This is a genomic window from Amycolatopsis sp. AA4 (assembly GCF_002796545.1).
GTDB lineage: Bacteria > Actinomycetota > Actinomycetes > Mycobacteriales > Pseudonocardiaceae > Amycolatopsis.
Map to the genome: position 1 here is coordinate 3,342,697 of NZ_CP024894.1, position 25,688 is coordinate 3,368,384.

Annotated in this window: 22 protein-coding genes and 1 pseudogene; 10 read left to right on the plus strand and 13 right to left on the minus strand. The window is 70.1% G+C overall.

Features of this window, described 5'->3' with window-relative positions:
• The first annotated feature begins 19 nt into the window (after window positions 1-19).
• Genes CU254_RS15885 through CU254_RS15895 form a run of 3 tightly spaced genes read left to right on the plus strand, consistent with a single transcriptional unit; the run spans window position 20 to window position 3,323 of the window.
• Window positions 20-1,480, plus strand: a complete 1,461-nt coding sequence (locus CU254_RS15885) for an HAD-IIIA family hydrolase (RefSeq protein ID WP_009077360.1) — start codon at window positions 20-22, stop codon at window positions 1,478-1,480.
• The gene (locus CU254_RS15890; protein ID WP_009077362.1) at window positions 1,477-2,478 is read left to right on the plus strand and encodes a glycosyltransferase family 9 protein; all 1,002 of its coding nucleotides are present in this window, start codon (window positions 1,477-1,479) and stop codon (window positions 2,476-2,478) included. Before CU254_RS15885 ends, CU254_RS15890 begins: the two co-directional genes overlap by 4 nt.
• Before the next feature lie 20 nt (window positions 2,479-2,498).
• Window positions 2,499-3,323, plus strand: coding sequence for an SDR family oxidoreductase (locus CU254_RS15895; protein WP_009077365.1), 825 nt, complete (start codon window positions 2,499-2,501; stop codon window positions 3,321-3,323).
• Here the strand turns inward: CU254_RS15895 and CU254_RS15900 are convergent.
• The 3 genes from CU254_RS15900 to CU254_RS15910 all read right to left on the minus strand — a co-directional run bounded on the left by CU254_RS15900 (window position 3,320) and on the right by CU254_RS15910 (window position 4,588).
• A complete protein-coding gene (locus tag CU254_RS15900; RefSeq protein WP_009077367.1) occupies window positions 3,320-3,733 on the minus strand; it encodes a DUF4383 domain-containing protein in 414 nt (137 codons plus the stop codon). The genes CU254_RS15895 and CU254_RS15900 overlap by 4 nt on opposite strands.
• A gap of 64 nt (window positions 3,734-3,797) precedes the next feature.
• Complete coding sequence (locus tag CU254_RS15905) at window positions 3,798-4,166, minus strand: hypothetical protein (RefSeq protein WP_009077369.1); 369 nt, start codon at window positions 4,164-4,166, stop codon at window positions 3,798-3,800.
• Window positions 4,167-4,231: 65 nt separating this feature from the next.
• Window positions 4,232-4,588, minus strand: coding sequence for a hypothetical protein (locus CU254_RS15910; RefSeq protein WP_037713796.1), 357 nt, complete (start codon window positions 4,586-4,588; stop codon window positions 4,232-4,234).
• A gap of 84 nt (window positions 4,589-4,672) precedes the next feature.
• Between CU254_RS15910 and CU254_RS15915 the strand changes: the two genes are divergently transcribed.
• Window positions 4,673-5,047, plus strand: coding sequence for a DUF2267 domain-containing protein (locus tag CU254_RS15915; RefSeq protein ID WP_009077371.1), 375 nt, complete (start codon window positions 4,673-4,675; stop codon window positions 5,045-5,047).
• A 1-nt stretch (window position 5,048) separates the two neighbouring features.
• Here CU254_RS15915 and CU254_RS15920 read toward each other — a convergent pair whose 3' ends face one another.
• Window positions 5,049-5,429: a metalloregulator ArsR/SmtB family transcription factor gene (locus tag CU254_RS15920; RefSeq protein WP_009077375.1), complete on the minus strand. Its 381-nt coding sequence runs from the start codon at window positions 5,427-5,429 to the stop codon at window positions 5,049-5,051.
• Window positions 5,430-5,539: 110 nt separating this feature from the next.
• Here CU254_RS15920 and CU254_RS15925 point away from each other — a divergent pair, with 110 nt between their 5' ends.
• Entirely contained in the window at window positions 5,540-6,580 is a 1,041-nt protein-coding gene (locus CU254_RS15925) for a cation diffusion facilitator family transporter (protein ID WP_037713798.1), read from the plus strand.
• A gap of 104 nt (window positions 6,581-6,684) precedes the next feature.
• Here CU254_RS15925 and CU254_RS44950 read toward each other — a convergent pair.
• A pseudogene (locus tag CU254_RS44950) lies at window positions 6,685-6,945 on the minus strand (GNAT family N-acetyltransferase); the annotation flags it as partial.
• Window positions 6,946-7,039: 94 nt separating this feature from the next.
• Window positions 7,040-8,650 (minus strand): amidohydrolase, encoded by a 1,611-nt coding sequence (locus tag CU254_RS15935; RefSeq protein ID WP_037713801.1) that lies wholly within the window; start codon window positions 8,648-8,650, stop codon window positions 7,040-7,042.
• A gap of 312 nt (window positions 8,651-8,962) precedes the next feature.
• Here CU254_RS15935 and CU254_RS15940 point away from each other — a divergent pair, with 312 nt between their 5' ends.
• Together CU254_RS15940 and CU254_RS15945 are read left to right on the plus strand one after the other, a co-directional pair.
• Window positions 8,963-9,868 carry a hypothetical protein gene (locus CU254_RS15940; RefSeq protein ID WP_009077380.1) on the plus strand — a complete coding sequence of 302 codons (906 nt, stop codon included), beginning with the start codon at window positions 8,963-8,965 and terminating at the stop codon, window positions 9,866-9,868.
• A 53-nt stretch (window positions 9,869-9,921) separates the two neighbouring features.
• Entirely contained in the window at window positions 9,922-10,728 is an 807-nt protein-coding gene (locus CU254_RS15945) for a M15 family metallopeptidase (RefSeq protein ID WP_037713803.1), read from the plus strand.
• 3 nt (window positions 10,729-10,731) lie between these two features.
• Here CU254_RS15945 and CU254_RS15950 read toward each other — a convergent pair whose 3' ends face one another.
• Window positions 10,732-12,249, minus strand: coding sequence for an amino acid permease (locus tag CU254_RS15950; protein ID WP_009077384.1), 1,518 nt, complete (start codon window positions 12,247-12,249; stop codon window positions 10,732-10,734).
• 286 nt (window positions 12,250-12,535) lie between these two features.
• A complete protein-coding gene (locus CU254_RS15955; protein ID WP_009077386.1) occupies window positions 12,536-13,294 on the minus strand; it encodes a hypothetical protein in 759 nt (252 codons plus the stop codon).
• Window positions 13,295-13,615: 321 nt separating this feature from the next.
• On the opposite strand from CU254_RS15955, the gene CU254_RS15960 reads away from it, so the two are divergent.
• Window positions 13,616-14,029: a neocarzinostatin apoprotein domain-containing protein gene (locus tag CU254_RS15960; RefSeq protein ID WP_009077389.1), complete on the plus strand. Its 414-nt coding sequence runs from the start codon at window positions 13,616-13,618 to the stop codon at window positions 14,027-14,029.
• A 32-nt stretch (window positions 14,030-14,061) separates the two neighbouring features.
• Here the strand turns inward: CU254_RS15960 and CU254_RS15965 are convergent, their stop codons facing one another.
• Both CU254_RS15965 and CU254_RS15970 read right to left on the minus strand, forming a co-directional pair.
• Window positions 14,062-14,940, minus strand: coding sequence for an aminoglycoside phosphotransferase family protein (locus CU254_RS15965; protein ID WP_009077391.1), 879 nt, complete (start codon window positions 14,938-14,940; stop codon window positions 14,062-14,064).
• Window positions 14,941-15,700: 760 nt separating this feature from the next.
• A complete protein-coding gene (locus CU254_RS15970; protein WP_009077394.1) occupies window positions 15,701-16,585 on the minus strand; it encodes a LysR family transcriptional regulator in 885 nt (294 codons plus the stop codon).
• Window positions 16,586-16,691: 106 nt separating this feature from the next.
• Between CU254_RS15970 and CU254_RS15975 the strand changes: the two genes are divergently transcribed.
• The gene (locus CU254_RS15975; RefSeq protein ID WP_009077396.1) at window positions 16,692-17,687 is read left to right on the plus strand and encodes an amidohydrolase family protein; all 996 of its coding nucleotides are present in this window, start codon (window positions 16,692-16,694) and stop codon (window positions 17,685-17,687) included.
• Between the two features lie 13 nt (window positions 17,688-17,700).
• Here CU254_RS15975 and CU254_RS15980 read toward each other — a convergent pair whose 3' ends face one another.
• From CU254_RS15980 to CU254_RS15990, 3 genes are all read right to left on the minus strand, one after another.
• Entirely contained in the window at window positions 17,701-19,941 is a 2,241-nt protein-coding gene (locus CU254_RS15980; RefSeq protein WP_009077397.1) for a protein kinase, read from the minus strand.
• 118 nt (window positions 19,942-20,059) lie between these two features.
• Window positions 20,060-21,037, minus strand: a complete 978-nt coding sequence (locus CU254_RS15985; RefSeq protein WP_009077398.1) for a helix-turn-helix transcriptional regulator — start codon at window positions 21,035-21,037, stop codon at window positions 20,060-20,062.
• Window positions 21,038-21,508: 471 nt separating this feature from the next.
• Window positions 21,509-22,927 carry an FAD-dependent monooxygenase gene (locus CU254_RS15990; RefSeq protein WP_009077401.1) on the minus strand — a complete coding sequence of 473 codons (1,419 nt, stop codon included), beginning with the start codon at window positions 22,925-22,927 and terminating at the stop codon, window positions 21,509-21,511.
• Window positions 22,928-23,657: 730 nt separating this feature from the next.
• Between CU254_RS15990 and CU254_RS15995 the strand changes: the two genes are divergently transcribed.
• Complete coding sequence (locus CU254_RS15995) at window positions 23,658-24,869, plus strand: MFS transporter (RefSeq protein ID WP_037717257.1); 1,212 nt, start codon at window positions 23,658-23,660, stop codon at window positions 24,867-24,869.
• Window positions 24,870-25,688: the final 819 nt, after the last annotated feature.

Below are 25,688 nucleotides of genomic sequence, written 5' to 3' on the forward strand. Positions count from 1 at the left end.
TGCGGGGTAAACCGGGCCGGTGAACACTTTCCCGGACTACTCCGTGGTGATCCCGACGACCGGCCGCCCCGCGCTGCGGACCCTGCTGGACACGCTCGTGGCCGCCGAGGGCCCCGGCCCAGCCGAGGTCATCGTGGTCGACGACCGTCCACAAGGGACCGCGCTGGAGGCGCCCGAGGGCGTCCGGGTGCTGCGCTCGTGCGGCCGGGGCCCGGCGGCCGCGCGGAATGTCGGCTGGCGTGCGGCGAAGTCCGAGTGGATCGCTTTCGTGGACGACGACGTGGTCCTCGCCGCCGACTGGCCCGTCCAGCTGGTCGCCGACCTCGCCCGGCTGCCGCCGGAAGCCGCCGCGTCGCAGGCCAGGATCGTGGTTCCGTTGCCGGAAAACCGGAAGCCCACGGACGACGAACGCGGCACCGCCGGACTGGAAACCGCGCGCTGGATCACCGCGGACATGGCTTACCGGCGGTCCGCGCTGGTCGAGACCGGCGGTTTCGACGAGCGTTTCCCGCGTGCGTTCCGGGAAGACTCCGACCTGGCCCTGCGCGTTGTCCTCAAAGGACACCGCATCGAACGCGGCGAACGGGTCACGACCCATCCCGCGCGCCGTTCGGGATTCTTCGCCAGCGTCAAAGCCCAGCGAGGCAACGCGGACAACGCGCGCATGCGGTACAAGCATGGCGTCCTTTGGCGGCAGCGAACCGGCGAGGGCAGCGGAATGCTGGGACGGCACGCGCTGACCGTCGCCACCGCTGTCGCCGCGCTCGCGCCCCGGAAGCGTCGCCTCGCCTTGGCGGCCTGGGCCGGGTTGACCGGTGCCTTCGCCGTGCAACGCATCCGTTCCGGGCCAGCCACGCCCGGCGAGATCGCGCGCATGCTGGTGACGAGCGTGCTGATCCCGCCCGCCGCCTGCTACCACCGGCTCCGCGGGGAAATCGCCGCGCGCCGTTCCCTCGCGCCGCAGGCAGTGCTGTTTGACCGCGACGACACGCTGATCCACGACGTCCCTTACCTGTCGGATCCGGAGCAGGTCCGGCCGGTCGACGGAGCGGTCGGCCTCGTGCGGGAGCTCCGGCGGAAAGGCGTCCGGGTAGGTGTGGTGAGCAATCAGTCCGGAGTCGCGAAAGGACTGATCGAACCGGTTCAGCTCGACGCGGTGAACGCCCGCGTGGAGGAGTTGTTCGGCGAGTTCGGCACCTGGCAGGTCTGCCCGCACGACGCCGGCGACGGCTGCGGCTGTCGCAAACCTTCCCCGGAACTCGTCCGGCGAGCGGCGAAGGAACTGCGGGTCGATCCCGCGCGGTGCGTCGTCATCGGCGACACCGGCGCGGACGTCGACGCGGGTCTCGCCGCCGGTGCGCGCGCGGTGCTGGTGCCGACCGCTCGAACGTTGCCCGCCGAGATCGCTCGCGCGCGGCAAGAGGCGCTGGTCGCGCGAGATCTCGCGGACGCGCTGCGCCAGGCCGGAGTCGGCACGTGAAGCGCGTTCTGGTGGCCCGGCAGGACAATCTCGGCGACGTCCTGCTGGCCGGTCCTGCGATCCGGGCGGTCGCCGACCAGGCCGACCACGTCGCCCTTCTGGCCGGACCGCACGGCGCGGCCGCCGGTGAGCTGCTGCCCGGCGTGGACGAGGTACGGGTCTTCCGCGCGCCGTGGATCGACCCCGATCCGCCGCCGCTGACCCGCCCGTCCGTCGACGCCCTCGCCGAACAGCTCGCCGGATTCGACGCGGCCTTCGTGTTCACCTCGTTCCACCAGTCGCCGCTGCCGCTCGCGCTGATCCTGCGCCTGGCTGGCGTGCCGTGGATCGGCGCGATCTGCGACGACTACCCGGGCAGCCTCCTCGACCTGCGCCACCGCGTGCCGGGCGATCCGCCGGAGGCGCTGCGGATGCTGTCGCTCGTGCAAGCCGCCGGGTATCCGCTGCCGCCTGGCGACGACGGACGGCTCGCGGTCCGCCGTCCGCTGCCGGAGGTCTCCGCGCTGACCGGAATCGGCGACTACGTGGTGGTCCATCCGACGGCCTCGGTCCCGGCGCGCAGCCCCTCGCCGGTCCACAGTGGACGGATCGTGGACGCACTGACCGCGGCCGGGCACCGCGTCGTCGTGACCGGCGCGAAGCCGGAAGGAATGACCGCCGACGTCGACCTGAGCGGCCGCACGACGCTGCCCGAACTGGCCGCGGTGCTGGCCGGCGCGGAGGCCGTTGTCGCCCCTAACACCGGTCCGGCGCACCTGGCCGCGGCAGTCGGAACCCCGGTGGTGTCGCTGTTCGCGCCGGTGGTTCCCGCCGCGCGCTGGGCGCCGTTCGGAGTTCCGGCGGCCTTGCTCGGCGATCAGCACGCGCCGTGCCGGGGCAGCCGGGCGCGGACCTGTCCGGTCCCCGGCCATCCGTGCCTGGACGGCATCGACCCGGCGGAAGTGGTGGCCGCGGTGGAGGAACTGGCCAAGCGGCCGAGCCGCCGGGTGACCGCGTGACTCGCGAGGAAAGGAGAATCATGGTGGACCCAGCACCGTTGCCCGAGGAGGCCGACGGCCCGCGCACGGCGGTGGTGACCGGCGCGGACTCCGGCATCGGCCGCGCAGTGGCGGTCGCGCTCGCGGGCGGGGGAGTGGACGTCGGAATCACCTGGCACACCGACGAAACCGGAGCGGAGGAGACCGCCGCCGAGGCCAGGGAACAGGGAGTGGCCGCACACGTGCGGCAACTCGACCTGACCGACCTGCCGACGGCGGCGAGCGTCGTGGACGACCTCGCGGACGAACTCGGCGGCGTCGACGTCCTGGTGAACTGCTCCGGGACCGGTAGCAGCGAACTAGCGATGAACATGGACTTCGACACCTGGCGCAAGGTCGTGGACGTCGACCTGCACGGTGTTTTCGTGTGCTCGCAACGCGCCGCGCGACACATGATCGACGCCGGCCGCGGCGGCCGGATCATCACGATCACCAGCGTCCACGAACACGTGCCTCGCGTCGGCGCCGCTCCGTACTGCGCGGCGAAAGCCGGTGCGGGCGCGCTGACCCAGGTGCTCGCCCTCGAACTCGCCGAGCACGGGATCACGGTCAATTCCGTTGCTCCCGGTGAGATCTCCACTCCGATGACCGGTCAGACCGATGCGGATCCGCGTGCGCAGGACCGTCCGGGAATCCCGTTGGGCCGTCCCGGGCACGCCCGGGAAGTCGCCGCGGCGGTGGCTTTCCTGGCCACCCCCGCGGCGGGGTACATCACGGGTGCGTCCTTGGTGGTCGACGGCGGGCTGATGCGCATGGGCGCGCAGGCCGGTACGGCTTTCCCGGACAACAGCTGGCGGCGTCCTTAAGCCCGTTCGGTGCGGCTGCCGCTGATCGCGACGGCCAGGGCGACGAGCGCGGTGAGCCCGTGCAGCCAGTTGTCCGCCCAGTTGAGGTTCACCGGGTCGTCGCGTGCGGTGCTGAACGCCGTCGCCAGAATCCCGTACGCGGTCAACCCGGTGAACGCCACGAACAGCACCCAGCAGTACGCGACGGCGCCGGAAAGCTTGCGTGCGGCCAAAAGACCGAGCAGCCCCAGTGCGGTGTGGACGATGTTCAGGACTGTGCTGGAACTGAACAGCCAGATCACGCGGGTGGTGTCGTGGCCGCCGTGCGCGGTTGCCGGGACGAAGAACCCGGCGATGCCGAGCACCAGGTAGACCAGCCCGAGCACGGCGACGACCGGACGGGCCCAGGAACGAGTCGTGACCGCCGGCATGGGGACTCCTTTCCGCCACGGCCGCTAGCCGTGCTTTTCCGTTATGGCCCGACAACTTCCCGGGCTAGTACTCTCGAAGCGACTTCGCGACGGAACCACCGGCCTGGTCGGCCTGTTCGTCCGGGTCCGGGTCTGCCCGGCGCTGCGGAAGGTCCTCGTCCGGGGCCGCCGCGCGCTCCGCCTCCGCCCGGGCGAGCGTTTCGTCGTCGGGCGGGTTCGGCACGGGCTGGACGTCCGGCCGTTCCTCGGCGAGCCTGCGCTCGAGCGGCTCGCCTTCGCGCGCCTCGGCGGGGGTCGTGGCCCGCTGGACCGCCGGGCTCCAGCGTTCTGGCGGCTCGATGCCGGCCTCCAGCGGGTCGACCCGCAGTTCGTCCTCGTCGAGAGATTCGGACTGATCGAGCGTTTCGGGCTCGGCCGGATCGCTGTCGGGCATGGTGCTCCTTTCTCCGTGCAGCGCTTGTGCCGCCGGGTACCCGGAAGGAACGGGACAAAACGGGGTCAGGCGGCGGCGAGGTCGCGGATCGCGGTCTGCGCTTTCTGGATTTCCTGTCCGACCAGGAGCGCGGTGAACCGCGCGACCGAAATGCTGTGCGCGGCCGAGGCGACCGCGTCGCAGGCGGCCTGCGCGTCGTCGGAATCGTGCCGCACCCGCCCGGCGAGGAGTGCTTCTTCGAGCTGGGCGGACAAATCGGGGAGGAGTTCGGAGAGGTCGTCGGCGAGGAGGCTCAGCAGGCCGAGCGTCCGGTACAGCTCGGCGGGCGAGTCGTAGCCGCCGGCGCCGGCTTCGCGACGGAGCCGGCGCAGCGCGGTCTGCGCCTGCTCGGCCGGTGCGGGAGACGTCGCTGAATGGTCCATGGAACGGCTGATACCCGGTGGCGCCACGGCTAACCGGACGGTCGCGGACCGGTTGCGGACGGTCGTGCCGGGTATCCGGGGACGATGAACGAAATCGTCGAACTGATCCGGAGGCGGGCCTGCCTCGCAGACGCCCGCGACGCCGTACGGGTCGCGCACGCGGTGCTGCGGACGCTGGCCGAGCGGATTTCCCCGGAGGCGGCGGCGAGCCTGGCCGTGCAGCTGCCGATCGAACTGGCGGACGACCTGCGCCCGGGCCGCGGGAGCGGGGAACGTTTCGAACTGCAGGATTTCGTCGGGCGGATCGCGGACCGGGCGGAGCTGGCGGACCCGGAGGCGGTGCATCGGGCCGGAGTGGTGCTCGCTGTGCTGGGCCGCGAGACGGTGCAGGTGGCGGACGAGGTCTGGGACGTCCTGCCGGAACCGTTGCGGCAGCTGGTGGGGGAGCGGGTCGCCTGACTCAGGCGTTCCGCATGCGGGGCCGGTGCGGCTGGGTGTGGCCGCCGGGCTCGCCCGGGATGTCGCGGTCGACGTGGTCGGCGTGGTGCAGCGCCTGGGCCAGCAGGCCGCGGACGTGCTCGTCGGCGGCGGAGTAGTACACGAACGTCCCCTCGCGGCGGCCCTTCACCAGGCCCGCGAGCCGCAGCTTCGCCAGATGCTGGCTGACCGCGGTCGGCGCGGCCCCGGCCAGTTCGGCGAGGCAGGCGACCGACGATTCCCCCTGCAGGAGCGCCCACAGCACCTTGATCCGCGTCGGGTCGGAGAGCAGGCGGAAGCTTTCCGCGGCCAGGTGGACCTGCTCGTCGGAGGGCATGTCGAAGTCCGGCAGGGAGGAGTGCATGCCCCGATGCTACCGCCCCTTCTTGGCTACCTGCGCATCTGCGCAGGTATGCTGGCAGTCGGCCGGGGCGTTCGCGCCGGTCCGGGTTCGCAGATTCCAGGAGTCGTTCGATGGCAGAGGCGCGTCAGGACCGTCCGCAGGCGGGGCACGGTCACGGGCATGGTCATGGCCATGGGCACGGGCACGGGCACGAGAGCTGGCGGCACCGCGTCAAGCACTTCCTCACCCCGCACAGCCACGACAGCGCCGACCGCCTCGACACCGCCCTCGAAACCAGCCGACGCGGCATCCGGGCGCTGATCTGGTCCTTCGCCGCCCTGTTCGGCACGGCGGTCATCCAGCTGGCCCTGGTGGCGGTCACCGGTTCGGTAGCGCTGCTGGGCGACACCATCCACAACTTCGCCGACGCCCTCACCGCCCTTCCGCTGGGCATCGCCTTCGCGCTGGGCCGCCGCGCCGCGACCCGCCGCTACACCTACGGCCTTGGCCGTGCCGAGGACCTGGCCGGAGTCGTCGTGGTGCTGATCATCGCCGGATCCGCCGCGCTGGCCGCCTACGAAGCCATCGACCGCCTGCTGCACCCGCACCCGGTGCAGCAGCTCTGGGTGCTCGCCGCGGCGGGCCTGGTCGGCTTCGCCGGAAACGAACTCGTCGCCAGGTACCGCATCACGGTCGGCCGCGAAATCGGCTCGGCAGCCTTGGTCGCCGACGGCCTGCACGCCCGCACCGACGGCTTCACCTCGCTGGCGGTCGTGCTGGGCGCGATCGGCGTCGCCCTCGGCTTCCCCGCGGCGGACCCGGTGATCGGCCTGCTGATCACGGTCGCGATCCTGTTCGTCCTGCGCGACGCGGCGAAGGAAGTCTTCCGGCGCCTGATGGACGCCGTCGACCCGGCGACAGTCGAACTGGCCGAACGAACAGCCGCGGCGGTGCCCGGAGTGGAAGGCGTCCGGGAAGTCCGGATGCGCTGGATCGGCCACAGCCTGCGCGCGGAACTCGCCATCCAGGTCGGCAACACGCTCACCGTCGAGCAGGCGCACGAACTGGCGCACAGCTTGGAACACCAGCTGATCACCACGGTCCCCCGCCTGACCGCGGCGGCAGTGCATGTCGAACCGGCGGTGGGTGCGGAAGCGGTCCACCACGGCTGACGGGGGATCGACCGATCGGCTTTCCTGGCGAAACGCGGTGTCCCCGTACGGGGTTCTGGTGCTAACGACGTGCGTGCGTGCAGAGTCAACTCGAACGGGCTGAATCCACACCCCCGGTAAAACCGGACAGCAGTTTCATTACCCGCATAAGCCGTGACGCTGACCTGATTCGCCCCGGATTCCCTTGCCCACCCGAAGAACTCCTCCGTCAAAGCAGTAGCGACGCCGGTTTCCCGATGGGCGGGATCGACGCGCAGGCTCTCCAGCACGCCGACCACCGCCCTCGGTCGGAGTGGGTCGGCGCGGCGGATCCGGCCGATCAGGTGGCCGACCGCGGCACCGAAGGGGAGAACGCCAGCAGGCACAGGATTCGGGCGTGGCGCGGCGGACGACAGCGTTCATGAAGAAAACGCTATCGCGAGCGAGTTATCTGGCAAATATCGAATTTCCGCCAATAACTCAGGCCGCCCAGACCCGCTCCCCGCCGACCCACGTTTCCCGTACCTGCACTTGGTCCAGCGTCTCCGGATCGGCCGTGAACGGATCCTCCGCCAGCACCGCGAAATCAGCCAGAAATCCCGGCGCCAGCTGGCCCTTCGTCCCCTCCTCGCCAGACGCGTAAGCCGAACCGGTCGTATAGATCCCCAACGCGGCCTCCAGGCTGATCCGCTGCGAAGGCCCGAACAACTCGCCGTCCGGGGCCCGGCGCGTCACGCAGCTGCGCAGTGCGTACAACGGCGGGAACGGCCCGCAGGGATGGTCGGACGAACCGGCCACCGCGACACCGGCGTCGAGCATCGAGCGGTGGGCGAACATCCGCTCGACGCGCTCCTCCCCGTAGTACTGGGTCAGTTTGTCCCCGTGCGCGGCGGCGTAGTTCGCGAACGGCACCGCGACCATGCCGTGGTCGCGCATGCGTTTCAGGATCTCGTCGTCGATGATGGAACAGTGTTCGATGCGGTGTCGCGGATCCGGCCGCGGGTTGGCGGCTTGGGCTTGGTCGACGGCGTCGAGAACGCGGCGGATCGCGCGGTCGCCGTTGGCGTGCACGCAGACTCGCCATCCGGCGTCGTGCACGTGCCGCACGGTGTCGGCCAGTTCGGCGGCGCTGACGCGCTCCAAACCGTAGCTGTCGGTGCCTTCGATGGGCTGCTCGACCAGGCAGGTCCCGCCGTTGACGGCACCGTCGGCGAAGGTCTTGACCCCGCCGAGGCGCAGCCGCGTTTCCGGGGTGAGCGGCGAGTCGGGGAGGGCGCGGAAGTAGTCGAAGTGGTCGTAGGCGGCCAGCGCGTTCACCCGGAGCGTGAGCTGGTTCTGGTCGGCCAGATGGCGGAGGACCTGCCATTCGGTGCGGCCGACCAGCGCGTCGCCGACCGAGGTGATGCCCGCGGCGTGCAGCGCGGCGGCGTGCCGGGCGAAGGCGGCGGCCAGTACCTCGGTGGGCGGGTCCCGCACGATCGTCGGGCGCGGCGTGAAAGCGGGGAACGCGAGGTCGTAGAGGGCTTGGTCGTGGATGACGCCGTCGAGGCGGCCGGCGGCGTCGCGGCCGAGGTGGCCGCCGGGCGGGGGTTCGCTCGAGTCGGCGAGACCGGCGAGGGCGAGGCCGGGGGAGTTGAGGACGCCGGCGTGCAGCGTCACGTGCACGACGAGGACCGGGTGGTCCGGGCAGGCCTCGTCCAGTTCGGCGCGGGTGAGTTCGCGGCCGCCGTTGCTGCGGAACGCGTCGTAGCCGCAGCCGATGACCCAGTCGCCGGGCGGCGTCGCGGCGGCTCGTTCGCGCAGGGCCGCGGCGAGGTCGGCGGTCGAGCGGATCCGCGCCGGCGAGAGGTCGACCTGCAGCGATTGCGCGGCCACGACGGTCGGGTGCTGGTGGGCGTCGTTGAAACCGGGGACGACGGTGGCGTCGCCGAAATCGTGCAGCTGCGCCGCCGGGAACTCGCCGCGCAGGTCGGCGACGCTGCCGTGCGCGACGATCCGTTCGCCGCGCATCGCGAAGGCCGGAGGTTCGGCGCCCGCCATGGTCACGATGCGCCGGGCGGTGACGATCTGCACGGATTCCGGTGCGGACACGAGGTTCCCTCCAGGGTCGACGGCTGACCGCGCGGCGTTGTGTCCACAAAGGACGGTGTGGCCACGGTGCCGCACCGCCGATTCTAGGGGTGGGACCGGCGAGGGCGCAGGATGCGAGCCCGCCGAACCGCGCCCAGGACCGGCATGAGCTGCCCTCCGGGACGAGCCGGAAAGCAGGCGGCCGAGGCTGCGGCAAACGGGTGATCTAGGTCGCAGCGGGCCGGACTCCGGAATGAGAACCGGCCCCGCGGCGGTGTATACGCTGGAAGCACAGGGCACCCGGCCCGGCTCCCGCGGCGGCAGGAGGCTCGCATGTCCGGCATCGGTGGAGCGCGGGCCGCGCTCGGCGCCGCGGCCGAGCCGTGGGAGATCCGCGTCGGGCGCGATCTCGCCGACCGGCTCGACACCAAACCGCCCTCCCGCTGGTCCCGGCCGGGCGCGGCGGCGGAGGATCTCGCGGACCTGATCGGCCCGGGCGAGGTGGTCCTGGCCCCGTCGGCGACCCGGCCGTCGGACGACGGCGTGGTGTGGACGCCGGAGCAGGCGCTGGGCGCGGGCGCGCGCGGGGTGGCGCTGTGGGTCGACGACCTGCCGTACCCGCGTATCGTCGGCGCGATCCCGTACCCGGAGCTGATCGCGGTCGACCACGCGATGGCGGGGAAACACGCGTGCCTGGTGCTAACCGGCGTCCGGACGACACTGGTTTTCCGCTACCGCTCGTGGGCCTGGCCCGCGGTGGCCGACCTGGTGACGCACGTGCGGTCGCGCGCACACCGTCCCGGCGCCCCGGAACCGGCGCACGCGGGCCCGCCTTCTCTCGGCTGGGACCGGCTCCCGGCGTCGCCGTTGGTGGCCCTCGGACATCCCCGGCAGACGCGCTACCTGGGTGCGGAACCGGAACTCCCGCGACGCTGGCTGTGGCAGCAATCCCGCCCGGCGGCGTTCGTCGTGCTCACGCGCCACGAACTGGTCGTGGTCCGCCACGTGCTGGGCCGGCGGCCGTTGACGCACGGGGTGCAGCTGCTGGCGGTGGCCCGGAATCGGATCACCGGTCTTGGCGCGCACGGCGATCGGTTGCGGATCGCGGTGCCGGCGGGTCGCTTCGAGGCGGACCTCGGTGCCGAACTGGCGGCGGAGGCGCGCTCGCGCTTCGGGTCGATGCTGCGCGCGGACGGGCGGCGCGTAGTGCGGAAGGCGTCGAAGGCTCCGCAGGCCTGAATCGCGCGTCCGGACCAGCAGTTCGCCGCGAAGTTGTGGTAAGCAAACGGGCTATGCGCGGAAAGACGATACGCGGCCTGGCAGTCGCCGCGATGAGCCTGCTGACCTGTCTCGTCGCCGCACCGCCGGCGCCCGCCGCACCGGAGCCGAAGGCACCGCCCGAATTCGTCGCCCTGCGCGACGTCGATCCGACCATCGTGCAGGAGATCCGGTACATCACGCCGCACAACTTCACCGGGGCGCCGGTCGACGGCTACCGGCAGCCGATGTGCATCCTGACCCGCGCCGCCGCCGTCGCGCTGCACCAGGCGCAGTTGTCGTTCCTGCGCCAGGGCTACACGCTCAAGGTCTACGACTGCTACCGCCCGCAGCGCGCGGTCGACAACTTCGTGCGCTGGGCCGAGAACCTGTCCGACCTGTGGATGAAGGACGAGTTCTACCCGCGCGTGGAGAAGGACCGGCTCTTCGCCGACGGCTACATCGCGGCGAAATCCGGCCACAGCCGGGGAAGCACGGTCGACCTGACGCTGGTCCGGCTCCCCGCGCTCCCGACGCGGCCGTACCGCCCCGGCGAGCCCCTGACGCCGTGCTACGGCCCGAAAGCCGACCGCTTCCCGGACAACTCGATCGACATGGGCACCGGCTTCGACTGCTTCGACACCCTCGCGCACACGCTCGACCCGCGGATCGTCGGGAAGCAGCGGGAGAACCGGACGCTCCTGCTGCACGGGCTGGAGCGGGCCGGGTTCAAGAACCTGCCCGAGGAATGGTGGCACTACACGTTCCAGCCGGAGACGTTCCCGGACACCTATTTCGACTTCCCGATCTCGCGGCGTTCGTTGAGCGGCCGTCCGTTCTGAGGCTCAGCCCTTCCGCAGCTTCCGGCGCACCAGCGGCCAGAACGCCGCGATCACGGCCAGCGACACGATGCTCGTCCACACCTGGGTGCGCGCGGAATCGTCGGTCAGCAGCATGACCACGACGATCGCCACGACGCCCGCGACGGTCAGGATCCCGAGCCACGGGTGCAGCCACATCTTGAGCTTCAGCCCGGCGCGTTCCTCCGGCGTCATCTTGTGCCGCATCCGCATCTGGGTGAACGCGATGAACGAGTACACGAACAGCGCGACGAGGCCCGCGGAGTTCATGATGAAGTCGAAGATGCCGGAGTCGGGCGCGACGAAGTTGACGAGCACCGCGATGTACCCGCCGACCGTGCAGGCCACCACCGCGAGGACCGGCACGCCGGACTTGTTCTTCTTCGCCACCACGCGCGGAGCCAGCCGCTTTTCGGCGAGCGCGGAGAACATCCGCCCGGCGGAATAGAGCCCGGAGTTGAGCACCGAACACGCGGCGGTGAGCACGACCGCGTTCATCACCAGACCCGCGCCGGGCAGCCCGAACAACGTGAAGGCGTGCGCGAACGGCCCCTCCTGCTTGGGATTCGGCAGCTGGTTCCACGGGACGATGGTGACGATCAGCAGCACCCCGCCGACGAAGAACAGCAGGATCCGCCAGATCACCGTGACGACGGCCTGCCGGACGCCCTTCGCCGGATCCTCGGATTCGGCCGCGGCCATCACCGCGATCTCGGTGCCGAAGTAGGAGAAGATCACGATCGCGACGCCGCTGAGCACCGGCCACCAGCCGTTCGGCGCGAACCCGCCGTGCTGCCAGAGGTTCGGGATCGAGAAACTCGCCTTCGGCCAGAGCCCGAACGCGAACAGCGCGCCGACCGCGAGGAACACGACGATCGCGGCGACCTTGATGCTCGCCAGCCAGTACTCGACCTCGCCGAACGACCGCGCGGACACCAGGTTCGTGCTGGTGAAGAACAGCAGCAGCACCACCGAAAACGCCCACTGCGGGACGTCCGGGAACCACCCGCCGAGCACCGACCCGCCGACGACCGCCTCGAACGCGATCACGCCGATCCAGTAGTACCAGTACAGCCAGCCGACCAGGTATCCCGCCCACTCGCCGAGTCCGACCCGGGCGTACTCCATGAACGACCCGATCGCCGGCCGCGCGGCGGCCATCTCGCCGAGCATCCGCATCGCGAGGAAGACGAGCAGCCCGCCGATCAGGTAGGACACGACGGCCGCGGGCCCGACGGCGCGCACGACGTTGCCGGAGCCGACGAAAAGGCTGGCCCCGATGATCCCGCCGAGGGCGATCATGGTGATGTGCCGGGAGCGGAGCTTCTTGGGGCCGGTGGCTGGGCCGGCTTGGCCGCGGGTCGCCTCGGCCGGGCCGGCCTCGCCGGTAGTTGCGGTGCTTCGGGTCGCCGGGCCTGGCGTCGCTTCGCTTCGGGCCGCCTCGCCCGGCGCGTCCGGGCTTTCCGGGTTTCCGTGGCCCTGCTCGGTGGTCCGATCAGCCATCGATCGAGCTTCCTCTCCTTCGGCCGTGCCCGTCCCGCGGTCGCGCCCCGGCCGACAACGATGTCGGAACCGGCCGTGGAGCCAGGCCTCGCTGACGCGGGGACAGTGTGCGGCCGCCGGGTCCGTCGAGGCTAGGTGCGGGCGGGGGAGGATGCCGGGCGAGGGAGTAGTCGATCATCCGAATGGAGCAGCACTGGGTGCCGGTTTTGTCCGGTAATGGCGCATGCGGCGGGCGGAATCCGCCGTTCGGGCGCGTCGGAAGTCCGTCCCCGCGGGGGCTGCCGTACTAGCCTTCCGGGCAAGAGCTGATGCAGCGCACGGCGATGGTGGTGCTCATCTCGTTGCCGGGCCCGGAGATCAGACCGGTCAGGAGCCGGTCGAGATTTTCCCGCACGCCGCATCCGGAGAACGGGGGGATGTCGAAGGTGCTCGTGAGCACTGTCGGCGGTGCGGTGTTCTGCAGTCCGGTCAGTCCTTTGACCTTGATCGTCAACGGGCTCGCGGTCGTGCAACTCGGTCCCAGGTCCAGCGTCTTGCCGTCGACCTTGGTGTCGCTCAGGCGAAGTCCGAGACTGAGCGTCAGATCGACGATCACCGACAGGTATTTCTTGCCGTCCGGGAAAAGCCGGGAGGCCACCACGCCCGCGTCGCCGGGATTCTTCAGCAATGCCCCGTGTTGCTCGCCCTCGGAGGTCAGGCTGACGGTGCCCGTCACCGGCATGAAACGAAACGCCACGAAATACGCGTTCACGGTGGGAGGCAGGGTGATCGACCCCGACAGGGTTTCCTTTACCGCGTCGACAGTGCTGTCGAAACGCCCTTCGCCGGTGGTCAGCTGAGAGCTCAGCTTCGCGATGCGTGTCACGGTATTCCGCACGAAATACGACGCTTTCAAACCCGCGGCCGCGGCATCCATGCGCGGAGTGTCGGCCGTCGCGGTGACCTCGCCCGGGACAGCGGACGCGGAGCTCAACGAAAAGGTACCCAGCGAGAGCGTCATGGCGGCCGCGAACAGCCGAAGGGCATGTCGTTTCGACGGAGACATGGAGCTTGAGTCCTTCACCGCGAGAGGCATCGAGATGTCGAACCGTACTTGGCGCAGTTCTCGCAAGGCAAGGATGCGGGCGCTGGGTGCACGAAAGGTGCATCCTCGCCACCGAGATTGTCATCTGCGTCCGAAACTCTGTGCTTCCGATTGTGCTCCGCGTGATAGCGAAGCACCGGAGGGCTGCTTGACAAGTTTTCGACTGCCGTCCTGCATGTCCGTGACAACAATCGATCCTTCGCCGTTTCTCTCGGGCGGAAGCTTGACGCGTCTCTCCTCTCGACGGCAGGCTGAGCCACGAATTCCAGAAGAGGGGGAATAATGAACTTATCCGGATATATGCGAACGAGTGCGATTTCCGCCGCGATCGCCGTCGTGACTCTTGGCGGCTCTACCATCGCGGCGGCGGCCCAGCCTCCGGCGTGGACGTTGTCCGTGTCGCCGTCAACCGGCCTCGCCGCCGAGCAGACGGTGACCGTCAACGCGTGGGGTCTTGCCGCCAACCAACAGATACTGCTGCTCGAATGCCCCACTGAGGACGGGAGTTGTTACGTCCTCGGATATCCGACAGCGGACGCCAACGGCGCCATCTCGACCACCGTCACGGTTTATCGGCAGATGTCGTTCGACGATCGCGCCTACGATTGCAAGACCTTGAGCGGGGGATGCTCGGTCCTCGGCAGTGATTTCTCTACCAACAGTGACCTGGTCAAGGTGCCGCTCTCTTTCCAGTAGCGGTGGGGCGTCTCGCCCGCCCGAGGGGTGCGTCAGCCTCCTTGGAAGTCGGCCAGGGTCGCCAAGATCTGGTACCTGGTCGCCGCGGCCACGCGGGGATTCGTTGCCGCATAAGCGGTGTACGCGTTGAGCCCGGTGCTCAACGCGTACCCGCGCCCGCGGGTCCAACTGTCCTCGTCGAGCCCCGACTCGACGCGGAAGATCTCTCTCGCCGCGGGTGGGAGGAGCGTCCACGCGATCAGCGCGTCACACGCCGGATCGCCGACGCCGAGTCCGCCGAAGTCGAGAACCGCGCTGACCTGTCCGTCGGCCAGCAAAAGGTTGCCCGGGTGCAGATCGCCGTGCACCCACACCGGCGGATGCGGCCACGGCGGTGCCGCGAGCGCGGCGTCCCAGACCGCGGTGAGCGCGGCGCTGTCGAAAACGTCGCCAGTTGAGGCGATCGCGACGCGGGTGTCGGCATCCCGGCGGGCGAGCGGGGCGCCGATGAATCCGTTGTGCGGTCCGGCGGCGAGGGTTGCGTCGGCCGGAATTCGGTGGAGCGCCGCGACGAAACGCGCCAGTTCGACCGCGTTCCGGTCCGGGCTGCTGAGCCCGCCGATTTCCGGGGGCGAGCCCGGCAGCCAGCGGGACACCGACCAATGCCACGGATAGCCTTCGCCCGGCACCCCGAGCGCGACCGGCTCGGGAACCGCCAGCGGCAAGCGCGGCGCGAGCCGGGGGAGCCACCGGGCTTCCTTCTCCGGCTGCCCCGCTGCCCACTCTCCGCGTGGCAGGCGCACGGACAACTCGTCGCCGAGCCGGTAGATGACGTTGTCCGAGCCAGCCGGGTCGAGCAGCGCCAGCGGGAGGGCGGCCAGTTCGGGGAGCTGCGCGGCCAGGAGACGCCGGATTAAGGTTTCGGTGGTCACCGGATTCTTGGCCGGATGTGTTGTCGGCAAAAGCGATTCCCTCGGTCAGACATTCCGCGGCCGGGACGTTCGCTTCGATCAGACCATGCTGTCCGGCGGCCGTCCAACGGTTTTCCGGCGGGATGCGTTGTCGGCGAGGGCGTTTCGCTCGGTTGGGCATGTCGCGGCGGGGAGGTTGGCTTCGATCAGGTCACTCTGTCCGGCGGCCGTCTGCTGGGTTCCCGGTGGGATGTGTTGTCGGCGAGGGCGATTCGCCCGTCCGGGCATGTCGCGGCGGGGAGGTTCGCTTTGATCAGGTCGCTGTCGGGCGGCAATCCGTTGGGTTCCGGTGGGATGCGTGGTCGGCAAGGGGCGATCCGCCCGGTTGGGCACGCCGCAGCGGGGAGGTTGGCTTCGGTCAGATGACGCTGTCCGGCGGCGGTCCACTGGATTTTCGGTGGGATGCGTGTCGGCAAAGGCGATTCGCCTGGTCGGCATCCCGTGGCCGGGATGTTCGCTTTCATCAGGTCAGGCTGTCCGTCGGCGGTCCGCTGGGTTCACGGTGGATGTACTGTCGGCAAAGGCGATTCCCTCGTTCGGGCATGTCGCGGCGGGGAGGTTCGCTTTGATCAGGTGACGCTGTCCGGCGGCCGTCCACTGGGGCCCGGCAGGATGTGTTGTCGGCAAAGGCGATTCCCCCGACCGGGCATCCCGTGGCAGGGCCGTTCGACAAGGTCACACCACGCCGTCCGGCGGCCGTCCACCGGATTCCGCGGATCCGTCAGCCCGGAAACTGCGCCGAAGCTCGGCAGGCCTGGATGAAGGCGGCCACTGCCGGTGCGGATTCCGCGCTGCGGTGCAGCAAGTGGAAGTCGGTCGTGGGGCCGGGTTCGGCCAGCGGCCGGTACACGACCTCCGGCACCGCGGCCCGGTCGACGCCTGCCGGGACTACCGCCAGACCCACCTTCGCGGCGACCAGCGCGAGCACGCTCAGTGTGCTGTCGGCGCGAAAGCGGGCCGGGTCCTCGCCGCGGCCGGGCGAGCCTGGCGGTGCGAGGTCGCCGTCGCCGGTGAGGTACTCGACGAGTTCCTCCCCGGCAAGCTGCTCGACGGTCAGCGTCCGGCGCCGGGCGAGGCGGTGTCCGGCGGGCAGGGCGACCAGGAACGACACCGAGCTGGCCGGGACCGAGGCCAGCCGGGGTTCGTCCGCCGGGGCCGGGAGCGCGCTGAAGCCGACGTCCAGTTCCCCGTCGAGGATCGCCGTGCGCTGAACCCGCGGCCCGGCCTCCCGCAGCTCGATCCGGACGAGCGGGCGCGCCTCGTGGAAGTCGCGGATCAGGCCGGCCAGGAGACCGCCGAACACGACGGCGCCCGCCACGCCGATCCGGACGCTCCCGGTCTCCCCGCGCAACGCCGACCGCGCGGTGTCGCGCGCCCGTTCGGCCTGAGCGAGCACTTGCCGCGCTTCGCCCAGGAACGCTTCGCCGGCCGGGGTGAGCCGGGGCCGTCGCCCGGTGCGGTCGAACAGCGGCCCGCCGAGTTCGTGCTCCAGGTCCCGGATCTGCATGCTCAACGTCGGCTGGACGACGTGCAGCGTGCCCGCGGCCGCGCTGAACCCGCCCTCCTCGGCCACCGCGACGAAGTAGCGCAGGTGCCGCAGCTCCATCTCGCTCCTATCAGCAGCACTGATCAGTGGATCAGAAACAAGTGTTTGAGCCTATCGCTCGTCCGCGCCATCGTGGAGGGACAGGCCGACCGAGAAGAGGGCAGCGATGCGGATCGTCACGCTCGAAGAACACTGGACCGACCCGGCGGTGACCGCCGCGGGCATGCCGAACCTGCTCGACCACGTGCCCGGCTACGCGGCGGCGTTCGACCCGGACACGGGCATGCCGTACCCGCGGCATCCCGAACTGCTGGAGGATCTGGGCGCGGCCCGGATCGCCGACATGGACCGGCACGGCATCACGACACAGGTCCTCTCGCTGGTCAACACCTTCCTCCCGGCAGATGTTGCACCGCGATTGACCGCCGCGGCGAACGACGCGATGGCCGCCGCGGTCGAGGCGTTTCCCGGCCGGTTCGCCGCGTTCGCCACCCTGCCGACGGCTGTTCCCGGCGCGGCGGCGGACGAATTGCGCCGGTGTGTCGGCGAATTGGGCTTCGTCGGCACGATGATCATGGGACGCACCGACGGCGAATTCCTGGACCAACCTCGCTTCGACCCCATCCTGCGCGCCGCCAGCGACCTGTCCGTGCCCGTCTACCTGCATCCGGCTCCGCCGCCGGTGGCAGTCAGCGAGGCCAGTTACGCGGGCGGGCTCTCGCCCGCGGTGTCGGCGGCCTTCCGGCTCGCCGCGTGGGGGTGGCATCAGGAGACGGCCGTGCACCTCCTGCACCTGGTTCTCGCGGGGGTGCTCGACCGGTACCCGGGGCTGCAGTTCGTCCTCGGCCACTGGGGCGAATTCATCCCGTTCTACCTCGACCGGCTCGACGAGTCCATGCCGCGGCGGATGACCGGGCTCGACCGGACTTTCCGCGAATACTTCCGCGACAACGTGTTCATCACCCCGAGCGGCATGTTCAGCCAAGCCCAGCTGCGGTATTGCGCGGACACTGTCGGCACCGACCGGATCATCCATTCCGTCGATTTCCCGATGCTCGGCAATGAGGGCGCCGTGTCATTCCTGACCGATTCGCATCTTTCCCGCGAGGATCAGGAAAAGATCGCCCACGGAAATGCCGACGCGTTGCTCGGGCTCGGCTGATCCGTGCCGCGGGTCAGTGCGGCTGGGAAAGGTCGCCCGGTCGGAAGGCCGCCACGGTAGTGCTCACTGGCGTGTCCAGTTCGGCTTTGCGCTCGCGCGGATAGACCCAGCGCAGCGCGGCGGTCGACCCGGCTCCGGAGAAACCTCGCTCGTAGAAGATCTTGCCGTCGCTTTGATAGCCGGAGATCGAGTAGTGGTCGCCTTCGTCCTTGCGGTAGGTCACCCGGCCGCCCTTGGCCTCCGCCTCGGCGGCTGCATCGGCCAACGCTGCCGCGGCGGTGCGGCCGCCCGAATTGGTGCCCCATACGGTCAATGTCGCGTTGAGCGAGGGGTTGGTGAACGTCATTCCGTCGCCGTTGTCCGGGCGGTAGGGCGCTGCGGTATAGCCCTCGGGGACGCGTGTGGTGAAGCCGAATCGGGGATCGGTGTAGGTGGTGCTGACCGCCGGGGAAGAGGTGGGGGCCGACGAAGGTGCGGTGATGCCGAGCATTGTCAAGAACTTCGGCTGGAACAGGTCGGCGATTTCGGCGTACGGAACGCTCACGGTTTCCTTGCCGGCTGCCGTTACGCAGCCCAGGTCGTACCACAGGATTTCGAACTCGGCCCCGGCCTTGGTGAATCCGATCGACGCACCCGGGACGTGGCCGCGGGTGGGCACCCGGTCCGCGGCGTCGATGGTGACTTTCCGGCCTTCGTCGTCGAGGGAGGCGGACTGGCAGAAACCGTTCTTGGTGTGCGGTTCGATGCGGCCGGTGAGGGTTTTCATTCCGGCGGCGGTCAGGATTTCCGGCCGGAACATGTCCTGGGGGCCCAGCGCATTCCCGGTGGCGAGGTCGACGGTGGTGGTTTCCGGGAATCGCCACGTCGTGTGCCACAGCACTTTCGAATCGAGATCGTGGTCGTAGCGCACGGAAAGCAGGCTCGGCGTTTGCAGCAGGATCCGGGCGGTCGTCCGCGCGGCGGGCGTTTCGGGATTTTCGCCGAACTGCTGCTGCCAGTCCGGGTAGGCGCGCGCGTCGCGGATGGCTTTCAGCCGCTTGTCGATCGGGGCGCGCAACGCCTCGTTGATGCGCTTCCGCACTGCGGCGTCGGGTCCGCCGGACACTTGCGGATACTGGAGGCTGTAGGTGATCGGGAAGGCTTGGTCGCGTCCGGAGTCGGTCTGGATCGCCACGGTCAGAGCCGCGGGCGCGGGTGGATCGTCCTGCCGGTTGAAGACCAGGATCCCGCCGGTGACCAGCGCGCCGACGACCACCAGCACCGCGGCGACCTTGCCGACGATCACCGCTGTTGCGCCAGCTCCGGTGCCTGTGGCCGGAACGCCCGCCGCGACGGCACCGGCACCGGCTCCGATCGGCGCGGCCGCAGTGCCCGCGGTGGCCAGGAGCGCCAACGGGGTGAGCGCGGTCAGGGCGGCGGCCGAGGTGGCGAGGCGTTTCCAGCCGCGCTTCTCCCAGTCCTTTCCGTAAGCCTTGCGGGCCACAGTTTCCAATTCGGACACAAAAGCGTCCGCTGTGGACGGTCGCCACGCCGGGTCTTTGGCCATGCCGCGCGCGATCAGCGGACGCAATTCCTCGGGCACCGCGTCGAGCGGCACGGGGGCCGTCTGGTGCAGCGAACGGAGTTCGTCGGTGGTGGTCGCCTCGAACGGCTGGTGTCCGGTGATGCATTGGTAGAACACGCAGGTGGCGGCGTACACGTCGGTGGCGGGCTGGCCCGGCTGCCCGGCCCACTGCTCGGGCGCCATGTACGACGGGGACCCGGCGGTCAGTCCGTTGTGTCCGTCCAAAGTGGCCAGTCCGAAGTCGACCAGTTTCGACTGGCCTTCCCGGGACACCAATACGTTTCCGGGCTTGTAGTCGCGGTGCACGACTCCGGCGGCGTGCGCGTCGGCGAGGCCGAGCAGAGATCCTTTGAGGATGGCCAGCGCGGATTCCGGGGCGAGGACGTTTTCCGTCGCCAGAAGCGCGCGCAGGGACACGCCAGGCACGGCCTCCATCACCAGCGCGGCACCCTGCGGCGTCTCGACGAAGTCGAACAACTGCACCACGTGCGGGCTTCGGACGCCGGACAGCAGCCACGCCTCGCGCCGGAACCCAGCGGCGATCTCCGGGTCGGCCAGGTACTCCGCGAGGAGGTACTTGATGGCCACCATCCGGCCGGATTGCTGGTGCTTGGCCAGCACGACGCGCCCGAAGCCGCCGACGCCGAGCACGTCGACCTCCGTGTACCCGGGCACCCGCCAGTCGCTCATCCCCGCCGCTTCCCCTCTCCGCGAGGCCGGTCGCGGTCGGCGAGATCGTACTCCGGAAATGTGGCATCCGGGGTGGAATTGTCACAGTTGTGGCTCGGTCGAGGGACCGGCCCGGCGGTCAGTCGGCGGGGCTGAGCAGCCGGATTCCTTGCTCGGTGGTGCGGTACAGAACCTCACGGCCGGACCGTCGACCGGCGACCAACCCGCTGTCGCGCAGGACCCGCAGGTGTTGCGACACCGCACTCGGCGAGACGTGCAGGCTTTCGGCGAGGCCGGTGGTCGTGGCGGGGGAGCGCAGTTTCTCGAGCAGTTCGGCGCGACGTCGGCCCAGTAGCCGGACCGCGGGTTCGCCCGGACGGGCGTTCACGGCTGTCCACAGTGCACCGCTGCCCCGGGCCGGGTAGCGGATCGTGGTCTGGGTGGTGGTGTGCAGTTTGATCATCACCCACGGCGGGCCGAGCACGACGGGGGAGAGGACCAGGCCGCCGGCGGGACGGCCGGGCGAGGGACGGCGGTCGCCGTCCAGGGTGAGGCGGCCGTCGTGCCAGTGCAGCCCGGCGTGCAGATCGGTGAAGAGGTGGCCCGCGCCGCCGTCGGCCCATTGCTTGGCGCGGTAAGCGATGTCCGCGTCGAGGACGTCGCGCAGCCGGGACCAATGCGGTGCGATCAGCCGGTCGTGCGCCTCGCGCAGCTCGGCGGCGATTTCGCGGAGTCCGGATACGGGATCGTCGGCGAGTCCCCGGACCGAAGCGGGCAGGTGGTCGCCGAACACGCCGCGCAGGCTTCCGCGGACCTGCCCCGCGGTGGTCCGGCACAACGCGGCGAGCGCCTCGTCGATCGTGCTCGCCGCCCGGGCCGGGGCAGGCAGCAGAAACTGCGGCCAGCTGGCGCGGCCGGTGACGAGCAGCGGCCAGGTCCGCCGCAGGTCCAGCGGCCGCACGGCGAGTTCGTCGGCGGCCCACCGGGTCCAGCGGCTGTGGCGCGAGCCCCAGCACCCCGCCAGGGTCTGCAGCCCGGAGACGGTTTCGGACAGCGGCGAGACGGCGAGCCTGGTTCCGGCCAGGTCGCTGGTGGTGAGGTGGAGGGTCAGCGCCACGTGGCGATTATGCGGCAGAGGACGGGTGTTCCGGGGGGAAGCATTGCGGGACGAGGGTGAGGACGCTGGTCTTCGGCGGTGCCGGGGTGTCTTGGGGTGCCGGGGCTTCCGGAGGCGGCGGTTGTGATGGTTGCCGTCAGGCCGGGGGTGAGATCTTTGCTCGTCTTCGTGGGCAAGCGCGGAGGTCGAGGTCCTGCCGGTTCTCGTTGGTTCGGAGGTTTGCCGGGTCTGGCGATGGTGGTTGAGATCTTTCGCTGGCCTTCGAGGGATGGCAGTTAATGCGCTCGTTGGCATGCGGTCGGAGTGCCGAGCCAGGGAGATGCGGTGGCTGAGGGTTGCTGGCTCCCATCGGCCCGGGATGCGTTTGCAGTGCACGACGCGGCGGTTGTGGGCGGGCTCGCCGAGGCAGCCGTTGGCCAGGAAAGGAACCGGGGTGAGGTCTTCCGGGCCGAGGCGTTCGGTAGGCAGCGCTCAGCCCGCGTCGGCAGGCTGGCCGAACCAGCGGGCGAGCTGGTGGTTCAGCTCCTGCTGGTCCTCGCCGATCCAGGCGACGTAGCCGTCGGGGCGGAGCAGGAGGGCGGGAGCGTCCAGGGCCGCGGCCGAGTCCGGGAGGAGGTCGACGCGGTCGGCCCAGCCTTTGACGTTCAGCCGTTCGGTGCGGTCCAGCACCAGGCCGCGGCCGTGGTGCAGGCGGGCGTAGAGGCGGCCTTGCCGCAGATCTAGGTCGGGGAGGCGGCGGCCGAGCAAGGCCGGGCCCTCGCCGAAGGGGTAGCGGAGGTCGATCGCGGTGATTTTCCCGATCAGGCGGCGGTTGACCTCGTCGATGTCCATCAGTTCGGCGAGCAATGCGCGCACCGCCCGCGGGCCTGCTTCGGGAGACGACAGTTCCATTTGGGCGCGGGTGTTGTCGAGGACGTCGGCGGCGACCGGGCGGCGTTCGGATTCGTAGGTGTCCAGCAGGGGGTCCGGGGCCCAGCCGCGGACCTGCGCGGCGAGCTTCCAGCCGAGGTTGAACGCGTCTTGCACGCCCAGGTTGAGACCCTGGCCGCCGGTGGGCGGGTGGATGTGCGCGGCGTCGCCGGCGAGCAGGACCCGGTCGACCCGGTAGCGGTCGGCCAGCCGGGTGGCGTCGCCGAAGCGGGAGAGCCAGCGCGGGGAGTGCACGCCGAAGTCGGTTCCGGCGAGGGCGCGGAGTCGTTCTTGGAAGTCTGCGAGGACGGGCGGTTCGGTGCTGAGTCCCGCGGCGGGGAGAACCACGCGGTAGACACCTTCTTCGACGGGCCCCAGCTGGAAGCGGTTGTTGGCCTGGCGGACTTCGGCCACTTTGGCGGCGATTTCTTCCTGCGACGCGCTCGCGGCCATCTCGCCCATGAGGGTTTCGGTTCGAGAGGGCTCTCCGGGGAAGCCGACGCCGAGGAGTTTGCGGACTGTGCTGCGCGCGCCGTCGCAGCCGACCAGGTACTTCGTTCGCAACCGTTGGCCGTCGGTGAGTTCGACGGTCACTCCGTCCTCGTCCTGCTCGAAACCGGCGACTGCGCACCCGTGCCGGACCTCCGCGCCCAGTGTGACCGCGTGGTCTTCAAGCAGACGGACGACGACTGGCTGCGGAATGCCCAGCAGGTACGCGTTTTCGAGGTCCTTGGGCGGGGGTTTGGGGATGCCCGCGAAGACGCCGCCTACCGGACGTTGGCGTCCGTGCCGGAGGAGTTGCTCCAGCAGTCCGCGCATCGCGAATTGTTCGAGGCTGCGGACGTGCACGCTGACGATGCGCGCCAGCGGGACCGGCTCGGTTTCCCTTTCCAGCACGAGGACCTGGACGCCGTGGAGCCGCAGCTCGGCGGCGAGTGTGGCGCCGGTGGGACCGGATCCGGCGATGATGACGTCGGTCATGGGGCGTCCGTTCGTTCAGGCTTCGCGTGTTCCGGCGCGAGCGTCGGGCCGGACCCGGGGATGATGAGGTCGGTCATGGGGCGTCGGTTCGGTGGGGCTGGGTGGGTTCGGCGGCGAGTGTGGTGCTGGTCGGGTCGGATCCGGTGATGATGACCTCGTTCACGGGGCGTCCGTTCGGTGAAGCCTCGCGCGTTCGGTGGCGAGTGTGGTGCCGGTGGGGTCGGATCCGGTGGTGATGACGTCGTTCACGGGGGGTCCGTTCGCTCAGGACTGGCGCGTTCGGCGGGGCATCGCTGCACCGGGGTTGCCTGGGGCGTGGCGAGTCCGGTCCCGGTCGCCGCCGGTCCGGTCGCTGCCGCCCGTCCGCGTGGTGCTCGCCTTGCCCGGGGCGTGCTTCGGCGACGCGCCGGGTGCCTGAGTCGCGCCGCGGTTCGCCTGATTGGCGTGACGCCAGCAGCGGTCCGACCAGCCACCATGCGTCCAGCACGCCCGGCTGCCGTCCCGCGGCGGTGCGGCCGGGCGTCGGGAGCCCACGTCGGCAGGCGCGCCCCGGCGCACCCGCGTCGGGCTGAGGTTGGGTTCGCGCAGGACTTCGCATCGGCCGGGCAAGTCTGCGGCACCCGCGATCGTGCGGCAAGCGGAATACGCGACCACCACAAGGCGAAGTCTTCGATGTAGCTCCACTCTACATCATAGCGAACATATGTTCGACCCGGCAAAGCTCCCGGGCATGAACCAACGCGACAAGACCAAGCTCCCGGCCGCGTACTGGCGGTTGTGGTGGGCCTCGGCGGTGGACAACGTCGGCGACGGGGTCTTCGCGGCGGCCGTACCGCTGTTGACGGTCACGCTCACCCGCGATCCGGTCCTGGTGTCGGTCGTCTCGGCGGCGACCTACCTGCCCTGGCTGCTGCTCTCCCTGCCCGCGGGTGCGCTCGTGGACCGGCGGGAGCGGGTCGGTCTTCTCTGGCGGTCGCAGGCTCTGCAGGCGGCGATCGTCGCGGTGGTGGCGGTGCTGATCGGGGTGGGCCGGATCGACGTGGCGGGGCTGGCGGTCATGGGGTTCGGCCTCGGTGCGTGCGAAGTCGTGTTCGCCAGCGCGTCGCTCGCGGTCTTGCCGGACCTCGTTTCCGAGGCGCAGTTGCATCGGGCCAACGGCAGCCAGTACGCGATCGCCAATGCCGGGCAGTTGTTCGTCGGGCCGCCGGTCGGCAGTCTGCTGTTCGCGGGCGCGGCGGCGTTGCCGTTCGGGGTGGACGCGGCCTCGTTCGTGGTGTCCGCCGTGCTGCTCGCGACCTTGCCTCGGCGTCCGGTGCCGCGGGGTGTGCAGCCGCCGGTTCGGGTCGCGGTCGCGGAGGGGGTGCGCTGGCTCGGGCGGCATCGGCTGTTGCGGACGTTGGCCGCGCTGCTGGCGGTCAACACGTTCTGCTGTCAGCTCGGCAACGTCACCGTCGTGCTGCTCGCGACGCAAACTCTGCACGTCAGCGACCGCGGTTACGGCGTGCTGCTCGCGGGGGCCGCCCTCGGCAGTGTGGCCGGAGGGATGGTCAACGGGCGGGTCGTGGCGAAGATCGGTGCGCTGCGGGCGTTGGTGACCGCGTTGCTCGGCAATGTGGTGATCTTCGTGCTCATCGGCGCCAGTCCGAACGCGGGTGTTCTGGGGATTCTGCTGGGAATGAACGGGTTCGCCACCACGCTCTGGAGCGTGGTCACGGTGAGCTTGCGCCAGCAGGCGGTGCCGGCGGAACTGCGCGGGCGGGTGCACAGTGTCTACCGGATGCTGGGCTGGGGATTGATGCCGCTGGGCTCGTTGGCCGGCGGGCTGGTCGCGGACGTGCTCGGCGTCCGCGCGGCGTATCCGGTGGCCGGTGCGGTGCGCGGGGTCGCGCTGGCCGCGGCGCTGCCGGTGCTCCTTTCGGCGATGCGCTCGGACCGTCCTTAGTGGACAGACGGACGAATGGTCGATTCGTGGGCAATCGACCGTATGGTTCCCTTTATCGAGCCGCGCGACGGGAGACACTGCGGAATATGCATCTTATTGGCAGGATGTCGATAACGCTCCATTTCCTCCGCGCCGTTCGGGAAGGCGGTTCCGCTGTTCGGCTAATGGTCGCGGAGAAGCCGCAACGTTTCCGCTGGCCGCGGCGACACTGCGGGCGGAGGTGCGCAGGAAGGAATCGACCTTCGCCCGGGGCGGGCGAGAGAGCGAGTTGCGCAGCGGTAAGGGCTACTGCCGTCGCGCGCCATTCGTGTGGTCGTCCGAGGCTCGGCGAATTCCGCGCGACGGGTATGCGGCGGAATTTTCCGGTGATCGGGGGAGGTTTAGCGGAGCGAATACCCGATTCTGCGAGATCGACTTGTCCCGCCAGCTGTCCGGAAGTGTTTCGGGCGCGGCGGAAGGTGATCGTTTTCCGGGAAGCCGCGGAAGTCCGGTCCAGGGTGGCGGGCTTGCTGCGGCCGGGGGAACGGCGGCCGCTGTTGGCACTAATTCGGAAGTGGCGATCATGAATCCGGCGCGGCGGAGAATGGCGGGTTTACGCTGGTCGGAGCAGCGGGAAACGGTGCGGGGCGCGGCCGGGGCGTCGGCCGAATGCGAAGGCGGGCCTTCCGCTTATCTGTGTGTCGCCTCGAGGTGTGAGTCCGTTGTTCATATTTTAGAATGCTCTCGGCAATGTGTGACGCTGGGTGCGAACCGGCGTTAGCGGGAGTCCTTCGTTTGGCGGTTGCTGGAGTGCAACCGAGCTAGGCAGGGTAAGGATTC

Coding starts and splice junctions, on each gene's coding strand:
- CU254_RS15895 (WP_009077365.1), top strand. CDS start 2,499: ATGGTGGACCCAGCACCGTTGCCCGAGGAGGCCGACGGCCCGCGCACG.
- CU254_RS15900 (WP_009077367.1), bottom strand. CDS start 3,733: ATGCCGGCGGTCACGACTCGTTCCTGGGCCCGTCCGGTCGTCGCCGTG.
- CU254_RS15905 (WP_009077369.1), bottom strand. CDS start 4,166: ATGCCCGACAGCGATCCGGCCGAGCCCGAAACGCTCGATCAGTCCGAA.
- CU254_RS15910 (WP_037713796.1), bottom strand. CDS start 4,588: ATGGACCATTCAGCGACGTCTCCCGCACCGGCCGAGCAGGCGCAGACC.
- CU254_RS15915 (WP_009077371.1), top strand. CDS start 4,673: ATGAACGAAATCGTCGAACTGATCCGGAGGCGGGCCTGCCTCGCAGAC.
- CU254_RS15920 (WP_009077375.1), bottom strand. CDS start 5,429: ATGCACTCCTCCCTGCCGGACTTCGACATGCCCTCCGACGAGCAGGTC.
- CU254_RS15925 (WP_037713798.1), top strand. CDS start 5,540: ATGGCAGAGGCGCGTCAGGACCGTCCGCAGGCGGGGCACGGTCACGGG.
- CU254_RS15940 (WP_009077380.1), top strand. CDS start 8,963: ATGTCCGGCATCGGTGGAGCGCGGGCCGCGCTCGGCGCCGCGGCCGAG.
- CU254_RS15945 (WP_037713803.1), top strand. CDS start 9,922: ATGCGCGGAAAGACGATACGCGGCCTGGCAGTCGCCGCGATGAGCCTG.
- CU254_RS15950 (WP_009077384.1), bottom strand. CDS start 12,249: ATGGCTGATCGGACCACCGAGCAGGGCCACGGAAACCCGGAAAGCCCG.
- CU254_RS15955 (WP_009077386.1), bottom strand. CDS start 13,294: ATGTCTCCGTCGAAACGACATGCCCTTCGGCTGTTCGCGGCCGCCATG.
- CU254_RS15960 (WP_009077389.1), top strand. CDS start 13,616: ATGAACTTATCCGGATATATGCGAACGAGTGCGATTTCCGCCGCGATC.
- CU254_RS15970 (WP_009077394.1), bottom strand. CDS start 16,585: ATGGAGCTGCGGCACCTGCGCTACTTCGTCGCGGTGGCCGAGGAGGGC.
- CU254_RS15975 (WP_009077396.1), top strand. CDS start 16,692: ATGCGGATCGTCACGCTCGAAGAACACTGGACCGACCCGGCGGTGACC.
- CU254_RS15980 (WP_009077397.1), bottom strand. CDS start 19,941: ATGAGCGACTGGCGGGTGCCCGGGTACACGGAGGTCGACGTGCTCGGC.
- CU254_RS15990 (WP_009077401.1), bottom strand. CDS start 22,927: ATGACCGACGTCATCATCGCCGGATCCGGTCCCACCGGCGCCACACTC.
- CU254_RS15995 (WP_037717257.1), top strand. CDS start 23,658: ATGAACCAACGCGACAAGACCAAGCTCCCGGCCGCGTACTGGCGGTTG.